The organism is Pseudodesulfovibrio profundus, from assembly GCF_900217235.1.
In the GTDB taxonomy this organism is placed as follows: domain Bacteria; phylum Desulfobacterota; class Desulfovibrionia; order Desulfovibrionales; family Desulfovibrionaceae; genus Pseudodesulfovibrio; species Pseudodesulfovibrio profundus.
In genome coordinates this window covers 1,936,662-1,953,240 of the sequence record NZ_LT907975.1, presented here as the reverse complement: position 1 = coordinate 1,953,240, position 16,579 = coordinate 1,936,662, and the positions used below count along the sequence as shown (strand labels likewise).

The window sequence follows — 16,579 nt, the reverse complement described above, 5'->3', positions numbered from 1 at the left end:
GTGACGAGTCTGTGCTGATAAATCAGTTCGACGCGCCAGCTTTCGGGCTTTTCCAGAAGATGACCGACGCCTTGCAGTTTTCCTGTACAAGACCGTCCGATGCGCCGGCCATGACGTTCTCCTCGATCATCCGTTCCACGCTGTCGGTGAGTTGTGTATACTTGGTGTAGAAGAGCTTTTGTTGGTGAATTTTACTCTCTACGGATCGTTTCGTGGAGTAGTCGACAATGCGCACTTCCGGATTACGGCCCATGGCATAGAGCAGATTGAACGCGAGGGGGAACTCCGAATACCCGGGCTGGGGGACGTCACCCATGATGGCGTTCCACATCCCGTCACTGTGCCCGCTGGTTTCGCCGCCTGCTCCACCGACGACGCAGCAGAGATCGCGGGAGACCGTCTCAAGACGCTCCAGCTGAATCCGAAGGTCGCGGAACATCCACATGGTAATGGCGGAAAGCGCCAGATCGAAGCGTCCGCTGAGGCTCTCCGTGTCCACATCCTGCCAGATGGACGGCATGACGTCATAGTCTTCTATTCCGGCGGCTTCGGCATTGGCCCGTAGTTGCCGGATCATCTCTTCGGCTGGTTCCACAGCCGTGACGCGACATCCTGCCTGCCCCATGGGTACGAGGATACTGCCGGGGCCGCACCCCACGTCAAGAACTTCGGCTCCGGCCGGAAGAAACGGCGTAAGGACACCGGTGATTTTGCGTCCAAAATCATAATCGCATGCCTTGCGGCCAACAGAGAAATCCTCGGCCCGGGCCTGCCAGTAACCCATGTGCGCGCTGCCGACATACAGGCTTTCTCGGGTGTCCCAGCGCTGTTCCCACAGTCCGTCCCAGTGTGCCACGCTCAGTCTCTCGTCCATCTCATACTCCTTTGCGTTGTCCGTCCGGCGCATTTAGGCCTTCCACCACATCATGGTCATTGTCGCCGGCACTTCGTACACACCGTCCGTGCTCCGGGTTGCAATATGCTCGTCGATCATCTCGGTGTCCTGCTCCGAAACCGTGCGATACTTGGAGACGAGGTTTGTCCACATGGACCGCGCGGAGTCCTCGGAGCGTCGCATCACATAGCTGACGTTGGAGAGGCTGGCAGGTCTGCCGAGCTCATTCAGAACATTATAGAGGTAGAACGGGCGGTCCACCTCGGGGGCGTTGATGCCCAACTTTTTCTGCATTGCGAGGTTTTCCGGGTCGCCTTGCCCCATGGTATCCGCGAGACAGCAATAGCCTGAAGAGAGCCTGCTCATTTCTTCAATCAGCCATGTCGCGTCCGGAAACTGCCAGGCCGCGTGGCAGAGAAAGGCGAGGTCGAAAGCGTTGCCCTGCGTTTGTGCTGCAAAAGATGCAAAATCAGTTACTTCCGGGCTGACGTTGTTGATATTAGCTGCAGAGGCATTCTCTTCCAGCAGGTCAGCCATGGCTTGGGCAGGCTCCACGGCAGTGACGCTGGCTGCCCGGCGGGCCAGCGGAAGCGTGACCGCACCCACGCCGGAAGCGATTTCCAGCACGTTGGAGTCGGCCCCCAGCATCGTGTTCGAATGCAGGATTTCGGCCATCCGTTCCCCGTACTCAAAACTGCTCGATACTATGAAATTGTTGTAATCTTCGGCTCTTCGATTCCAGTATTGCGTATCGCTGCGCGCTGCCATGTCTTCCATCTGAATGCGCCAGCGGTCTTGCCAGGAAACAGTATCTGCTTCGTTCATTTTCACCCCTTTGCTTGTGATTCCAAAATAGGTATGCCGCCCGATATTTCAGTTCTGAATTTAATGCTTGATTCGTGCCACCCAATTAACTAACGTGTCAACAAATTAATCACCGTGGAGGAATCATGTTACTGAAAATTCGTCCGGCTCTTAGAATCCTCATGCTGAGCCTGAGTCTTCTTATTGCAATGGCAGGCTATGCCACTGCTTCGGAAACGGTTTTGAACGTCGCGGGACCGTGGGGGCCGAAGACGCTCGACATCCAGAAAGCAGGCTATGTTTTCAAACGCCTTGGCGTGACCGAATGCCTGATCGAAGTGAATCAGGATCTTGAGCTGAAGCCGGGTCTGGCCGAGTCCTGGTCTTTGTCGGACGACAGGAAAACGTGGACGCTCAATCTGCGTGAAGGCGTTCTCTTTCATGACGGAACACCGCTCGTTGCAGGGACAGTCAAGGCCGTTCTTGAGCGGCTTCAGGAGAAAGGGTCCCTGTTCAAGGCTGTGCCGCTGGAGTCTATAGCCGCTCCTGACGATCAAACCCTTGTGCTGAAAACCTCCGAACCGTTTGCTCCGCTGGCTGCCTATCTGTCCATGGGCGAAACCGCGCCTGTTGCCGAATCCTCCTTTGATGCCAGCGGTGAGATGATCAGACCGGTGGGCACCGGCCCCTTTGTTTTTGAAGATTGGAAGGTGAAAGACAGCGTCACCGTCACTCGCAACGACGCGTACTGGGGCGAAAAGGCCAAGGTTGACAAGGTGTTCTACCGCGGTGTGCCCAACGCCGTGACCCGTCTGGCCATGCTTCGGGCCGGAGAACTGGACATCGCCCAGATTCTGCCGCCCGAGGCGATTCGCTCTCTCGAACAGTCGGGCAAGTTCGAGATTCACCGCACGTCCATAGGCCGCTGCCGCATGATGGGTCTCAACATGGCCGAAGGGCCTTTCACGGATATTCTTGTCCGCAAGGCCGCAAACATGGCCGTGAACCGTGACGACCTTGTTCGCTATGTGCTGGAAGGAGTGGGGGAATCGGCCACGACGCTGTATCCGCCCATGGTCTATTGGGCAAACAAGGAAGTGAAGGGCTACAAATTTGATCAGGCCGGGGCAAAAGAGATGCTGGAAAAGGCCGGGTGGAAGGATTCCGACGGTGATGGGATCAGGGAGAAGAACGGTACGCCGCTGAAGATCAAGCTCGTGACTTACCCCGAGCGCGCAGCACTGCCGCCGACCGCCGAGGTCGTGCAGGCGCAGCTCAAGGATGTCGGGTTTGATGCGGAGCTTGTTGTGACGCAGGTGGACGCCGCTCACTCAATACGAGACAGCGGCGACTTCGACATGTTCTTGGTGGGCCGCGGCCTGCTTTTCGTGCCCGATCCGGACTACAACCTCATGAAGGATTACTACTCCGAAAACACGGTTGCGAGCGGCTGGGGTGCATATCACTACAGCAACCCGAAAGTTGACGAACTGCTGCTGAAGGGCAGGAGTGTTTTCGACCAATCGAAGCGCAAGGCCATCTATGACGAGGTTCAGGCCATCCTCATGAAAGAGGCTCCCATGATGTATCTGAACTATTACGTTAACGTGGACGCCGTGGCCAAAGACATTGACGGGTACACCATGCATCCGACCGAAAGCAGCTATCATCTGGAAACCGTCAGCGTGAACAGGTAGTCGTGCTTCCCTTTATCCTCAAACGAATCGCCGCGCTGGCTCCGGTCCTGTTCGGAGTCAGCGTTGCGGCGTTTCTGTCCCTCTCGTTCAGTCCCGGAAACCCTGCGGAAATCGCCCTTCGAGCGCTCACTGCGGCTGAAACACCGCCGAAGGCCGCGGTCGTGGAGCTGGAGAAGGAGATGGGGCTGGACCGCCCGCTTTACGTCCAATACTGGCGCTGGCTCGGAAGAACCCTCAAGGGCGATCTGGGCCATTCCTACCAGACGGGACAGAGTGTCGTGTCCGCCATCGGGCAGGCGTTGGGACCATCGGCTCTGCTTGCCGGAGCGTCCATCCTGCTCGCGCTTGTCATCATTCTGCCCTTTGGAGCGCTCTCGGCCGCCATGCCGGGATCATGGGTGGACAGAGCGGCCATGACCGGCTCCATGATAGCGGTCTCCACGCCGGATTTCTGTGTCGGGGTGGTGTTGTTTCTGGTCCTGTCGGTGCAGATGGACCTGCTCCCGGTTGCGGGGTACGGCTCCTTTTCCAATCTCGTGCTTCCGGCCGTGACGCTGGCGGTAGCCAGCTCCGGGATAACCACCCGGCTGATGCGTACCTGCATGATCCAGTCGCTGGAGGAAAAATACGTGATTACGGCCCGGTCCAAGGGCATGAGCGAGTGGCGCGTGACCGGACTGCACGCCATGAAGAACGCGCTTCCGCCCGTGCTGACGTACCTCGGCGCACAAATGGGCTACCTGTTCGGTGGGGCTGTTGTGGTTGAATCCATCTTTCTCTGGCCGGGGCTTGGCAGCCTGCTCGTGGACGCGGTCAGGGCTCGGGACATGTACGTGGTGCAGGGGTGCATTCTGGTCATCGCCTGCGTTTACGTGCTGATAAATCTTGCTGTGGATATGCTTCAGGTCTGGCTGGACCCGAGGGTTCGGGAGGGCGCTTATGAAGGATAGATGGAAAAGCCCGGGCATGCTCCTCGGCATGGTCCTCTGTTCGATTCTCGTGTTCTTTGCCGTGTTCGCCCCGCAGATGGCCCCGCACGATCCTGACAGACAGCACCTTGCCCATCGGCTTGAAGGGCCGAGCGCCGAGTTTCCTCTGGGTGCGGACAAGCTGGGACGCTGTGTTGCTAGCCGAATCATGTACGGCCTCAGGCCGTCCCTCGGGTTGGCGGTCACCATCACCGCGCTGGCTGGCTTCATCGGTACGTCGCTCGGGATATTCGCCGCGTATTTCAAAGCGCTCGACGCCCTGCTCATGCGCATAACGGACTGCTTTTTCGCCTTTCCCGGCATTGTCATGGCGCTCATCGCCATCAGCATACTGGGCCCGGGCGAGACCAGCCTCATGATCGCGCTGGCCCTGCCGGGGTGGCCGAAATACGCCCGCGTTGCGCGCTCCAAGGCGCTGTCCATTCGCGAGTGCGGCTACGTGGAGGCCAGCCGCGCCATCGGGGCCGGGCCGTTCTACATTTTGCGACACTGCATCCTGCCCGGCGTTCTTCCTTCTGTCGTGACCATCTCCACGCTGGGCATCGGCGGCAAGATCATTCACATCGCCGGGCTTGGGTTCCTCGGCCTCGGGGTGCAGCCGCCGGTTCCGGAATGGGGGACCATGCTCATCAAGGGACTGCCCGTCATAGAGGTCGCGCCGCACGTATCCCTTTCTGCCATGGCGGCAATTTCTCTTAGCGTGCTCGCTTTCACGATGCTCGGCGAGGGGCTTCGGGACGTGCTCGACCCGCGCAGCAACCTTTCGGACTGGCGAAAACTGCAGTTTGCCTCATGAGGAGGATCGCATGAAAAGTCAGCAGAATTCATCGTTGCTTCAGGTACGAAATATCAAGGTTCAATTCGACTCGCCCGCTGGCATGGTTCGCGCCGTGGACGACGTGAGCTTCGATCTCGGATGCGGCGAGAAGGCCTGTCTTGTGGGCGAGTCCGGGTGCGGCAAGACCATTCTGGCGTTGTCGCTGCTGCGTCTTCTGCCGCCGGGCGCAAAGATTTCCGGGCAGGTGCTTTTTCGCGGCGACGATCTTCTTGCGCTCAGCGAGCGGAAGATGCGCCGCGTTCGCCGCCGCGGCATGGGCATGATTTTCGAGCAGCCTTCGGCCTACCTCAATCCGCTTTTTCCCGTAGGCTGGCAGATCGCCGAAGCGGTCCGGCTCAGCCGGGGATGCGGCAGGCACGAGGCCAATCTGCGAGCCTTGCGGCTTCTGGACATGGCCCGAATCCCGGAAGCGAAGAAGCGGTTCCGCCAGTTCCCGCACCAGCTTTCCGGAGGCATGCGCCAACGGGTGATGGTCGCCATGGCGCTGGCCAAGGACCCCGTGCTGCTCGTGGCCGACGAGCCGACTACCGCGCTCGACCCCACTGTGCGCCGGAGCGTGCTGGGGTTGTTGCTTGACTGTCTTGAGGAGACAGGGGCGGCGCTTTTGTGCATCACCCATGACTGGAACGCGGCCCGCCGCCTCTGCCAGACCGCCGCAGTCATGTATGCCGGGCAGATTCTTGAGCTGGGACCGGCCGCGCAGGTTCTGAACAGACCGCGGCACCCGTATGCCTCGGCCCTGCACAGGTCCATGGACGGTTCCTGTCCGGAGCCGATCCCCGGCAGCCCCCCGGCCCTGACGGATCTGCCTTGTGGCTGCCGGTTCCAGCCCCGGTGCAGCAACTCCTGCGAGACCTGCTGTTCCATTGTGCCCGAGTTCAACGGAGGCGTTCGGTGTCACAACCTGCAGTGATTCATCTGGAAAGGATGAGCAAGACGTTCGAGTCCGGGTTTTTCTTCAAACGGAGGAACGTCGCTGTTCGCGACGTGACGTTTTCCATCGCTCCGGGCAGGACGCTAGCGGTGGTGGGCGAGTCCGGCTGCGGCAAGACGACACTTGCACGGATGGCGGCGGGGCTGCTCAAGCCGGATTCAGGGCTGGTCTCCTTTGCGGGGCGCCCGCTGCCGACATGGGACGACAGGAGCTTGCGGCAGCGTCTACAGATGGTTTTTCAGGATGCCGACGGGTCGCTGAATCCCAATTTCAAGGCCCGCGACCTGCTTCTTGAGCCGCTGCGGCTGCATGGCCTGCTGCATGGCGATGCGGAAGCGCAACTTGAGCGTCTGTTGTCCATGGTGGGCCTCGTGCCGGACCTGCTGGACCGGTATCCGCACGAGATGTCCGGCGGACAGCGCCAGCGTATCGGTATAGCGCGAGCCATGTCCCTCGCGCCCGATCTGGTGATTGCAGACGAGCCGGTATCCTCGCTTGACCGCTCGATTCAGGCGCAGATTCTCAGCCTTTTGCGTTCTTTTCAGGAGCGCGACAACGTGGCGTACATGTATATTTCGCACGATCTCGAATCCGTTCGGGCCATCGCGCACGATGTCGCGGTCATGCTCGGAGGGGTATTCGTTGAAACGGGGCCTGTTGATGAAATATTTACCAACCCGATGCACCCGTACACGCGGCTTCTCTTCGAGGACGCGATAGAATCCTGCGACGCAAGGGCTGCCAGCGACTATGACATGGAGTGGTGTCAGGCCAGTGTGGACGGCTGTGCATTTGCGCCGCTCTGTCCCCATGCCGTGGCTGCATGTTCAAGCAGTCTGCCAGTGCTCATCGAGCCGACTCCCGGGCGATACGTCCGATGTGCCTTGGCTGCTGATACCAATGAAATCGCGGCCTGAGGCTGCAAACGTTTTCTCGTCTGGGCCGGGAGAAAAACTCCCGGCCCATGTTTTTTACATGTGCCGGAAAGGGGCCATGACCCGTTCAAGGACTCCCTGCGTCTTGGAAATCGCGATTCCATAGTTCGTCACCGGGACCCCGCGCCTGCGGCATTCCCGGATGCGGCGGAGAATCTCGCGGCGGTTGGTCATGCATCCCCCGCAGTGAACAGCAAGGGCGTATTGCTCAAGGTCTTCGGGGAAGTCGTGTCCTGCGTAGACGTCGAACTCGAGCGCGCGGCCCGTGTACTGTCGCATCCAGCGGGGAAGCTTGACCCGTCCTATGTCGTCCGCCACTGGATGATGTGAACAGGATTCACAGATGAGCACCCTGTCGCCGTCCTGAAGCGAGTCCATGCGTACCGCTCCTGCGGCCAGCTCGCCGAGGTCGCCCTTGTAGCGGGCAAAGAGCGTGGAGAACGTGGTCAGCGGGATGCCTTCCGGGACATCGCCGGCAACACTCGTGATGGCCTGTGAGTCGGTGATGACAAGGGCTGGGGGCTTTGCGAGGTTTTCCAGAGCGGCCTGTACCTCGCACTCCTTGACCGTCACGGCGATGGCGTCCCGGTCCAGAATGTCACGCAGGACCTGAACCTGCGGAAGAATCAGCCGTCCCTTGGGCGCGGCGAGGTCGATGGGCACGACGCAGACAACCCAGTCGCCTTTCTGAATCAGGTCTCCGGCGAGTACCGGGTCCTCCCGCATCTCGGGCGGGGCCGATTCGATAATCAGCCTTTTGAGTTCATCCACGCCGACGCCGTTGGATGCCGAAACCACAACGTACGGAATGCCTTTTTTCTGGTTCATCCGGCTAAAGCGTACTTCGCTTCGTGAATTCCCATGATCCTGAGCTTGAAGAACTCGGTATCCCGATATCCGTAGGCTTGTCGTTTCAGCGTCTTGATCTTGTTGTTGGTTCCCTCGATTGGGCCTGATGAGATGGGATGGTCGTAATAGGCAAGAATGCCGAAACGATACGAGGCAAGCGTCCTCGCCATGATCTGCAAAGGGCGTATCTCCGAGGCTTCGGCTCTGGCGATCCAGTCGTTGATGACTTTCTCTGCCGTCGCCTTGTTCGGCTGGGACCAGAGTTGCCGCAAATCCTCTTTCAGATAGTAGGCTGTCGCCAGAGGTTTGTTCAGCCGCAACGCTTCATCCAAGCGCTCCTTTTCATCACGGCTTTCATCCAGATTTTCGGGGTTTTTCAGAAGAATCCATCGAGTTCCTTTGACCGCTTTCCTTTCAAGTGGCGAGGTGAGTTCCCGAAAGAGCTGGCGGCGGATCTGCGTGATTTTCTCGTTCATCAGCTTGACCACATGAAACCGGTCAAACACGATAGCCGCATTCGGCAAGTTCTCCATGACAGCGCTGATGTAGCCTGCGTTCATGTCCGTCGCCACAGCCGCAATCTTGGCTTTTGTCTTCTTGAGACGTTCCCAAAACGGGGTAAGCGTTTCTCGACTTCGTCCTTCACCAACAAAGACGACTGCGCCACTTTCGAGGTCCATGACCAGCGTGAGGTACTTTTGCCCTTTACGGACGCTGATTTCGTCGATGGCGATATACTTGATCTTTCCCAGGCTGGGACTTGAGAAACGGCGAAACAGATAGCGCTTGAAGATTGATTTGATGGTGTCCCAACCGACGCCCAGCAGATCGGCAACATCCTGAATCGTCATCTTTTTTGCCAAGGCGAGAGCATATCGCTCAAAGGCTTTCGTATACCAGCGCCTGGACTCGGCGATCTGAATGTCGATCAAACGAATGACGCCGCAATTGCGACATCCTACCCGTTGGACGGGAATGACCAGCCAGACGGGCTTGAAACCGATGGGCACAGTCTGAACCCATCTTTCGGCAAAGCCGTGGCGAATGATGTTTCTGGAATGGCAGCAAGGACAACGAATCAAGTCATCCTTGGGCTGCACTTTCAGGATGATGTTGCCTGCGATGAAATCCTGCCGAACGTAGTCGTAGCCTCGCAGGCCGAACGCGTGGTAGATGAAACTCGTGGACATGGTGATTACTCCTCCCGCTGGTTGGTGATGCTTCCAACGGTTGGACGCCATGTCCTTTCATTTTGTCAAAAGTACGCTTTAGCCGGATGAACCGCTATTGTAGCCAAAGTACCTATGATCGCTGTGGCAATTCCGACCGTCTTGTTATTGTTTAATAAAACAATTGACAGGAAAATGAAAAAGCCACCACACAAATAGTCAAACCTGAATCCTTTGTATGACTTATCAAGGTTTGAGATGAGTTCCTCTCTTGATTTTGATGTCAATTCCTGTGAGCTTGCAGAATTAAACTGAACAGCATCAGGATGAGAAGAATGAACAATTTCTGTTTCCCTTGGGGGCGTGGCGTCATTTGTAGGAGCAGAATCTCCTCCTCCTAGGGTGTGTCGACAATCACTTCAGCCACAGCCACATTGCTCCTACGTACACGAAAGCAAGATAGGACGTCGCCAGCTTGTCGTATCGTGTTGCAATCCTTCGAAACTGTTTTAAATTTCCAAACATACACTCTATAGCACTTCGCTCCTTATAGAGATGTTTGTCATATGTTCGCCTTGTCTTTCTGTGAGAGCGAGGAGGGACAACCGGATTGGCATTCATGGCTTCAATTGCCATTACAATTTCATCTGAATCATAGCCCTTATCAGCAAGGACATGCTCGGCAGCCTGTCCTTCAATAAGCGGAATCGCCATACTGCAATCCGCTGTATTTCCAGGTGTTAATATGAATTTAGTTGGACATCCGAGAGCATCTGTGGCAGCATGGACTTTCGTTGAAAACCCTCCTCTAGATTTCCCCACCGACTGCTGGAGGTGCCCCCTTTCCGCCAGCCGAATGCTGATGAGCTCGCACTATTGTGCTGTCAATCATGAGCCATTCAGTATCAGCGTCTACCGCAAGCGTGTTGAAGATCATTTGCCATACACCTTTCTTGGCCCAGCGGATAAATCTCTTATGGACCGAAGACCACTTGCCATAGCTTTCTGGCAAATCTCGCCAAGGCGCCCCTGTCTTGCCAATCCACATGACTGCATCAATGAATAGCCTGTTATCTTTTGCAGTTACACCGCAGTCACTTTGTTTTCCTGGAAGATATTCTTTGATTTTATCCCACTGATCGTCGCGTAGAGCGTGTCTTTTTTGCACTGCCAACCTCCTGCCAAGAAGTATAGCAAATCTCAGAATGATTGTCGACACGCCCTAATTCCTGACGATAATAAAGCCCATATCTGCCTGCATGTAGATAGCTTTTCCCATTGGGACGGACACCTACTCTAAACCCTTTAACGCCAACCGATGCGCCAATACCACTCTTGGACAAGTTAAATCTTACTGGCCCAAGCCGTACAGATTTTCTTAGATAAAATGCCATTTCATCATCCTAGTTGTGACTAATTTATCTAGCGCATGAAATACGTTGAGAGGCAATTGCCGAGGTACTCATTAACCTTCTGCGAGAGCCGCTTAACCCCCAGGATATCCGCCAAGTCCCGGACTCGGTCTTTGCTCATCACAAGTTCAGGATGGTCAGCTATAAGCCCGAATAGTTCGTGGCGCGAGATGTCTGTGACGGCTCTGCTTTCGATGGGCCTATAAGGGACCTTTTCCTGATAAGTTCCAGGTGACCAGATAAAAGTCGCCTTACCTTCCTTGCGGAGTTCATTTTTTCCGAGACAGGTATCGATTTGCTGCCTGATATTGGCCCCAGTCCTTTTCCAGCCATGGGCTTTGCAAATGGTCCGGGCAAGTCGGTCGGCCTCGATGGGACCCTCTATCTCTACCAGATAGTCGATCAGTTGACAGAGAATCGGTGTGTACCCGGCATCGAAGAAACGATCCGCATCCGGTTGGACGGGCCATTCGATGGATGAGACGTTACTTGATGCCGCCGAGTCATCCACACCGGTTGATTTGGCATATTTTGAGCTTTGATCTGGTGGTTCCGGATCAGAATACGGAAGCTCAAGTTCATTGCTTACATTGGGAAGCTTGACTTGTCTTGAAGTCCGAGGCTGCAAAACATGCTCTTCTTCCGGTTGCGATTTTATTGTTTCCGCAACAAGCTCTTCAGGCACCTCTCTCCATTCTTCATTTTGCTCGGCTTGTTCTTTGGCCTGGGCTTCTATTTCTTTCTCCTTTTGGCGGGAGTTTTCGAGAAGCTCCTCCAGTTCTGTATGAACCCGTTTGAGCGCTTCCGCAGGATTCATGAACCAGTCTGTTGACCATATGCGGATGATGTTCCACCCGAGGTTGCACAGGACCGCCTCACGGATTTTGTCTCGATCCCGTGCGCTTGCGGAACTGTGGTAGGTTGCGCCGTCACACTCAACGCCCGCCAGGTAGGCCCCTGCGTGATCGGGATGGACCACGCCCAGGTCGATTCGGTAATCGGAAACACCAATTTGAGGCCGTATCTCCCAGCCCTTGTCCTGAAGAGCGGACATGACGGCTTCTTCAAACGGACTCTCCGCATCACCAACGGAATCACCCCTACCCGCACCGCACGGGAGCGCTATCGGGCCGCGCTTGGCGTAGTCAAGAAAGGTCTTGAGATGGGCCACGCCAAGGGCCTTGGTCCGCGATGTGTCGATGTCATCGGCCTCAATTGATGAGAAGACATGCATTTCGGATCGGGCGCGCGTCACGGCGACGTTCAGTCGTCGTTCTCCACCATCTCGGTTGAGTGCCCCGAAGAACATGGACATTTTGCCCCCATTGTCCCGCCCGAAGGTAATGGAGAAGCACATGATGTCCCGCTCGTCCCCTTGGATATTTTCCAGGTTTTTGACGATGACCGGTTCTTCCCGATTTTCGCTGAAGAACCATTCAAGCTTCGGATTGGAACGCCGGGCCTCGTCGAAAAGGTTGAGGATCAATTCCTGTTGCTGGATGTTGAACGTGATGACGCCAAGGGTCGGTCTGGATTCCTTGGGGAGTTGCAGCCAGTGTTCCAGTCGTGACCTGGCAAACTGGACGATTTCTCTCGCTTCCGTGATGTTGGTACGGCCCGTGCCTCTCGCATACGCGCCGTCGTTTTTGTGAAAGACAAGGGCGTCCGACTCGGTTTTGGGAGAAGGGAAGGTGATGAGCCTGCCACCATAATAGTGATGGTTCGAGAACGAGATCAACGATTCATCTCGGCTGCGATAATGCCAGTTCAACTGGACTTCCGGTAGGCCCGCCGCACTGGCTTCTTCGAGAATACTGGGCAGGTCTTTTTCATATTCGGCGAGGTCTTCCTCGTCCTCGTCGTCGGTGCGGCCGAAAAAGTTGGTGGGGGGTAACTGTTTCGGGTCGCCCACGATGATGGATTGTTCGGCCCTGGCAATAGCCCCGACCGCATCCCATGTCGTGATTTGAGAGGCTTCGTCGAAAATAACCACATCGAATTGTGTCTGGTTAGCGGGAAGGTATTGAGCCACTGATAGCGGCGACATAAGCATACACGGAGCCAGCTTGGTGAAAACGGTGGGGGTGCTTTCGAGCAATCTGCGGATGGAGAGGCTCGGCCGTTGCAAAGTTAGTTGGTGTCTCAGTGCCCCCAACTCCGAGCGGCGAGGGACGCTATCCCTGGTGGGAAGTCCATGCGCGGTCTTAATCAATACCTAGTCCGTGGCCATTTTTTGGACGGCTTCGTCCCTCTTTCGAAACTCTCGTATCAAATCTTCATGGGACCAGTGGCGGAAGCCGCGAAGCTCAGAACTGGCGTCTATGACGAGAGGCAGCCACCAATGGAAATATGCCACCCGGAAATCCAACTTGGCGTTTTCGATTTGCCCGGTTCGCAGTGCCTTCAGAAATGGATCAAGACCCAGTGCTCGTGCTTCCTCTCTGACCGCCACCCAACGGACCCAATCCGCAAGTTGAGTCTTGTGGGCGATCAAATGTCGCAGGTCCGTTTCAAGGGACTCTATCGACTGGATATGCAGCTTTCCCTTGGAGTGGACGGCGTAGGCTTCACTGGCCGATTTGAATTCCCTGAGCGCTGAGTGAAATGCCGTTGCCATGCGTTCGGCGTCAGGTTGTTGCTGCCCGTGGTTGAGCAGGGAGTCCAATGCGGCTCCAAATCGCTGGGCATCAGAGGCATGACGCCGAACATCGGCAAGCGCTTGTTGCAACTCTTCAGCACCTTTCAGGTATTCCAAAACGTTGGAATGGTCAGTCTCTTCGTTTTGAAATACCGGAAGCCCTGCCAACTCGCTCTGGTCGATGGTTTCAATGTTGTTTTGGATTTCCCGCAGGGGAACTATTTCCGAAGCGACATCCACCTTGCCGTCCGCCGCATAGCTCTGGAGAAGTTTGCCGATTCGTCTGCGCTCGAAGGCCGAAAATGGCCACATTTTGGCATTTGCCTCTCGCCATTGGCGGTCGATGTCGTCCACGGGGATGCGTTTCAGTTCGGCGTTTTCATAGCTGGCCGTAAGGTTCGACCGGGCCTGGCGAATGACGGTGATGGCGGCGTCGAGAGATGCCGCAGCTTCTTCCAGACGGCCCAATTCCGCATCTACGACCTTGCTGTAGTCCTGCCCGGAAGCGATCCGGCAGACTTCATGGAATCGATTGAGTTGCTTTATGCGCTCAAGATTTGTTTCTTCAGCGTCCGGTAGCCCTATCTTATGCACCAAGGCGTCGGCTGTTTCCTTGAGTTGGGGAATAGTGGCCAAAATTGATTCGGCGTGTTCAATCAGGCTGTTTTGCCAAGAAAACGTCCAGTCCTCAGCGTCGATGCTGTCGAATCCCTTGCAGTCGTGGACAATGGTGTGAATCCTGTCCGCACGTATTGCGGTCTCCTCAAGCCTGGCGAACATGCCCGGATCGTGCGCATTGAGATTGTCGAACGTGAGAGTGAACCGTGGGCGATGTCCGGTGACAATGCCGATGGCTTGGAAAACACTGAAGCCATGGCTGCCGGGTGCGTGAAGTTGTTCCACATACCTGTTGAGCTCGTCCCTTGCCTCTTCCAGTCTGCTGGTTGCACGGGTCCATGAATCTGCAGCGTATGTCTCGCTACGTTCCCAAGCGGCTCCCAGTTGGGCCAGAACACGTTTCCTGTCGGATTTATTGGAGTGGAGTTCAAGGCAGACGTCGCCAAGCCCGTATGCCTTTAATCGGCGGTAACCCACGTCCAGCGCCGCTGATTTCTCCGCCACAAAAAGGACGCGTTTCCCTACGGATAGGCACTGGGCGATCATGTTGGCGATTGTCTGGCTTTTTCCTGTGCCGGGAGGGCCGATGACGACGAAGTCGTGCCCGTTCATGGCCGCAACAACGGCAGCCAGTTGGGAGCTGTCGGCGGGAAGCGGAGTGAGCAGGTCATGCAGGGGGATCTTTTTATCGATCTCGTTGGGCAGGGGAAGACAGGGGCCGTCACACGCTTGGACAAAAGGAGTTTCGGGCGAGTCGATGAGATGTTTGACAAGCCGGTTGTTTCTCAGGTCCTCGGTTCGGTCGACCAGATCCTTCCACATGAGATACTTGGCAAAGGAAAACGTGGAAAACGCCGCCTCCTCAACAACCTCGAATCCTGGGATGTCCCGCACGGCCTGGCGCATGAGCGAGAAGACCAAAGGGACGTCGATACCTGATTCGTCTTTTGGGAGCTCTCCTTCCAAGGACGGAACCCTGAGTCCGAAATCCCGTTGCAAGAATTGAAGGAGGGTCGAGTTGATGCGGATGTCGTCCTCATGGTGTGCAAGATAAAAATCCGATTTCGCCGAACGACGTTTCAGGGAAACCGGGAGCAGGAGGATGGGGGCCCGATACAGCGTCGGGTCGTTTTCCGTTTTCTTCCACCTGAGGAAGCCCACCGCCATATACAGGGTATTGGCACCGCCTTCGGCAAGCTCGCTGTTGGCCTTGCGGAAGAGCGTGATCAGCCGGTTGCGCATCTCGGTTCCTGAAAGGTCGATGCAGAGTTGCTTGCGCTCCAGGGCGTCCTTGGCAAACTCTTCATGGATGTCCTTTCCGTATTGCTGTTGATACAGCTCCGGGTCTCTCGCGCCGACAGGGTTCTCATCCTTCAAAGAAATGACTCGAAGGCGTTTCCCGTCAGCCAGCATGTCCTCCAGTCCCGGAAGATCAGGACACAAGACCGGGATGGTCTGCTTGGTGTCCTTGAAGTTGAGGAGGCGATTCCGAAGAGTCAGATCGAGAAGCTTTCGTTGCCAGCGGTCAATTCTGTCCTGAGGTGTCTGGGGAGTTTCGTCGATGACTTCGCCCGGCAGCATGCCGAAATCCGGTTCCGGCGGGAGAGCCGCAGGGGCAACATCCTCTGCGGCTTCTTTTGATGATTCCTCAACATGATGGGCAGCAAGGGGAGTGACACCTGCAAAACGAGCCCTACGGATGTCCACGGCACGCTCGAAGTCGACTTCGTTTTTTTCGTTGAGTTTCACCCTGGCGTTTTGAACCGCTTGGGTGAAGTCCGCTACGGGGCGATTCGTTACCAAGGTTGTTTCGAAGGCCACGAATTCCCGTGCCGCGATGGCTTTGCGGAGTTCGACGACATCCGGTTCTTCAATGGAGGGCAGGGTCTTGTCCGCAAGCCAGACGCCTGTAAAGGCGTGTCCCTTGGTAAAGATAATGACAGGGTTGAGCCCCGCCGCTTCAAGCGCACCAGCAAATAGCAGCGAGCTGTCGAGGCAGGTGACCAACCCCTCGTCGTGTATCCGCCGCGGCCCTCTGACCTTCTGCCCTCTGGATTCAAAAGAGGCGGGAGGCTGTGCATAGCTCAGTGCCTTTTCGGTGATGGCCGACCATATGCCGGCAGCAAGCATGTAAGCCCGTTTGGGGTCTTGATCCTGGTACCCGTTGAGCGCTCCGTTGTGACCACCCTTTTCCAGGAGTATACTTGCCCGTTTGCAAACTTTTGCGACAACGGGATCGTTTGGCGAGACAAACGCGGCGAGAATGCTGGCCATCTCGCCCAAGCCGCCCCATTCGTCTCGCGCCAGAAGCCTGATGGGCAGAATCTGTTCGCCCAAGGGCGCCTCGTTCCGGCGAAGCCGGAAGGTCAGTTGTCCACGCTCAGCTTCGTTGAGCCCATCGAAAAAAGCGAAGTCGTATTCCAACCTCAAGTCGGAGAGGGATATGTCGCTATTGGCATGTATTCTGTCTATGGTCCAAGTCTTGTTCCGGCAAAACGGAGGGTGAGGAGTGAGCTCCAGGGTGATATTCTCAACAGGCACATCCGAGGTGTTGCGGATTTGGATGCTTCGCAGGATGGGAACCGAATTTTGCGCGGAGGCAAAATTGATGCATTCGGCTGCGAATATTACCAAAGTGAGCGTGCTGTCCGTATTCATGTCACTGCCTCGAACTCATCAAGATACGTTTGAATTTTCGTTTTCCGTTGAAGTTAATCAATACACATTATAGAAAGGGTTGAAAAGGTGCTGAAGGTCAAGATTTAATTCGATCTTACCTAGGCAATGGAATTTCTTGAGCG

12 protein-coding genes and 1 pseudogene are annotated in these 16,579 nt (G+C 56.2%); 5 read left to right on the top strand and 8 right to left on the bottom strand.

Annotated elements, in window-relative coordinates:
* Positions 1-22 precede the first annotated feature (22 nt).
* Complete coding sequence (locus DPRO_RS09255; protein WP_157917414.1) at positions 23-874, bottom strand: class I SAM-dependent methyltransferase; 852 nt, start codon at positions 872-874, stop codon at positions 23-25.
* Positions 875-907: 33 nt separating this feature from the next.
* The gene (locus DPRO_RS09250; RefSeq protein WP_097011782.1) at positions 908-1,720 is read right to left on the bottom strand and encodes a class I SAM-dependent methyltransferase; all 813 of its coding nucleotides are present in this window, start codon (positions 1,718-1,720) and stop codon (positions 908-910) included.
* 125 nt (positions 1,721-1,845) lie between these two features.
* Here DPRO_RS09250 and DPRO_RS09245 point away from each other — a divergent pair, with 125 nt between their 5' ends.
* Genes DPRO_RS09245 through DPRO_RS09225 form a run of 5 tightly spaced genes read left to right on the top strand, consistent with a single transcriptional unit; the run spans position 1,846 to position 7,074 of the window.
* Positions 1,846-3,396, top strand: coding sequence for an ABC transporter substrate-binding protein (locus DPRO_RS09245; RefSeq protein ID WP_097011781.1), 1,551 nt, complete (start codon positions 1,846-1,848; stop codon positions 3,394-3,396).
* A gap of 2 nt (positions 3,397-3,398) precedes the next feature.
* Complete coding sequence (locus DPRO_RS09240) at positions 3,399-4,346, top strand: ABC transporter permease (RefSeq protein WP_097011780.1); 948 nt, start codon at positions 3,399-3,401, stop codon at positions 4,344-4,346.
* The gene (locus DPRO_RS09235) at positions 4,336-5,181 is read left to right on the top strand and encodes an ABC transporter permease (RefSeq protein ID WP_097011779.1); all 846 of its coding nucleotides are present in this window, start codon (positions 4,336-4,338) and stop codon (positions 5,179-5,181) included. Before DPRO_RS09240 ends, DPRO_RS09235 begins: the two co-directional genes overlap by 11 nt.
* Positions 5,182-5,191: 10 nt before the next feature.
* Positions 5,192-6,136 carry an ABC transporter ATP-binding protein gene (locus DPRO_RS09230; protein ID WP_097011778.1) on the top strand — a complete coding sequence of 315 codons (945 nt, stop codon included), beginning with the start codon at positions 5,192-5,194 and terminating at the stop codon, positions 6,134-6,136.
* Complete coding sequence (locus tag DPRO_RS09225; RefSeq protein ID WP_157917413.1) at positions 6,118-7,074, top strand: oligopeptide/dipeptide ABC transporter ATP-binding protein; 957 nt, start codon at positions 6,118-6,120, stop codon at positions 7,072-7,074. Before DPRO_RS09230 ends, DPRO_RS09225 begins: the two co-directional genes overlap by 19 nt.
* Before the next feature lie 54 nt (positions 7,075-7,128).
* Here DPRO_RS09225 and hydF read toward each other — a convergent pair.
* From hydF to DPRO_RS20475, 6 genes and pseudogenes are all read right to left on the bottom strand, one after another.
* Positions 7,129-8,010, bottom strand: a pseudogene (gene hydF, locus DPRO_RS09220) ([FeFe] hydrogenase H-cluster maturation GTPase HydF); the annotation flags it as partial.
* Positions 7,917-9,131 (bottom strand): ISL3 family transposase, encoded by a 1,215-nt coding sequence (locus DPRO_RS09215; RefSeq protein ID WP_097010316.1) that lies wholly within the window; start codon positions 9,129-9,131, stop codon positions 7,917-7,919. The pseudogene hydF and the gene DPRO_RS09215, both read right to left, overlap by 94 nt.
* A 393-nt stretch (positions 9,132-9,524) precedes the next feature.
* Positions 9,525-10,278, bottom strand: a protein-coding gene (locus DPRO_RS09210) for an IS5 family transposase (RefSeq protein ID WP_097010290.1) whose coding sequence is annotated in 2 segments (ribosomal slippage) — positions 9,525-9,942 and positions 9,941-10,278 — 756 coding nt in all. Because the reading frame shifts where the segments join, the coding sequence is not laid out codon by codon here.
* Positions 10,238-10,504, bottom strand: coding sequence for a DUF4236 domain-containing protein (locus DPRO_RS20735; protein ID WP_097011774.1), 267 nt, complete (start codon positions 10,502-10,504; stop codon positions 10,238-10,240). The genes DPRO_RS09210 and DPRO_RS20735 overlap by 41 nt, the downstream gene beginning before the upstream one ends.
* Positions 10,505-10,532: 28 nt before the next feature.
* Complete coding sequence (locus DPRO_RS20480; RefSeq protein WP_232005764.1) at positions 10,533-12,569, bottom strand: DUF3320 domain-containing protein; 2,037 nt, start codon at positions 12,567-12,569, stop codon at positions 10,533-10,535.
* Between the two features lie 168 nt (positions 12,570-12,737).
* On the bottom strand, positions 12,738-16,436 hold the full coding sequence (locus DPRO_RS20475; RefSeq protein WP_232005763.1) for a DUF4011 domain-containing protein: 3,699 nt from the start codon (positions 16,434-16,436) through the stop codon (positions 12,738-12,740).
* Positions 16,437-16,579: the final 143 nt, after the last annotated feature.

Excerpts from the sequence above, each read along its gene's own strand:
- DPRO_RS09255 (WP_157917414.1), bottom strand. The coding sequence starts at position 874 with ATGGACGAGAGACTGAGCGTGGCACACTGGGACGGACTGTGGGAACAG.
- DPRO_RS09250 (WP_097011782.1), bottom strand. The coding sequence starts at position 1,720 with ATGAACGAAGCAGATACTGTTTCCTGGCAAGACCGCTGGCGCATTCAG.
- DPRO_RS09245 (WP_097011781.1), top strand. The coding sequence starts at position 1,846 with ATGTTACTGAAAATTCGTCCGGCTCTTAGAATCCTCATGCTGAGCCTG.
- DPRO_RS09235 (WP_097011779.1), top strand. The coding sequence starts at position 4,336 with ATGAAGGATAGATGGAAAAGCCCGGGCATGCTCCTCGGCATGGTCCTC.
- DPRO_RS09230 (WP_097011778.1), top strand. The coding sequence starts at position 5,192 with ATGAAAAGTCAGCAGAATTCATCGTTGCTTCAGGTACGAAATATCAAG.
- DPRO_RS09215 (WP_097010316.1), bottom strand. The coding sequence starts at position 9,131 with ATGTCCACGAGTTTCATCTACCACGCGTTCGGCCTGCGAGGCTACGAC.
- DPRO_RS20735 (WP_097011774.1), bottom strand. The coding sequence starts at position 10,504 with ATGGCATTTTATCTAAGAAAATCTGTACGGCTTGGGCCAGTAAGATTT.
- DPRO_RS20480 (WP_232005764.1), bottom strand. The coding sequence starts at position 12,569 with ATGTCGCCGCTATCAGTGGCTCAATACCTTCCCGCTAACCAGACACAA.
- DPRO_RS20475 (WP_232005763.1), bottom strand. The coding sequence starts at position 16,436 with ATGAATACGGACAGCACGCTCACTTTGGTAATATTCGCAGCCGAATGC.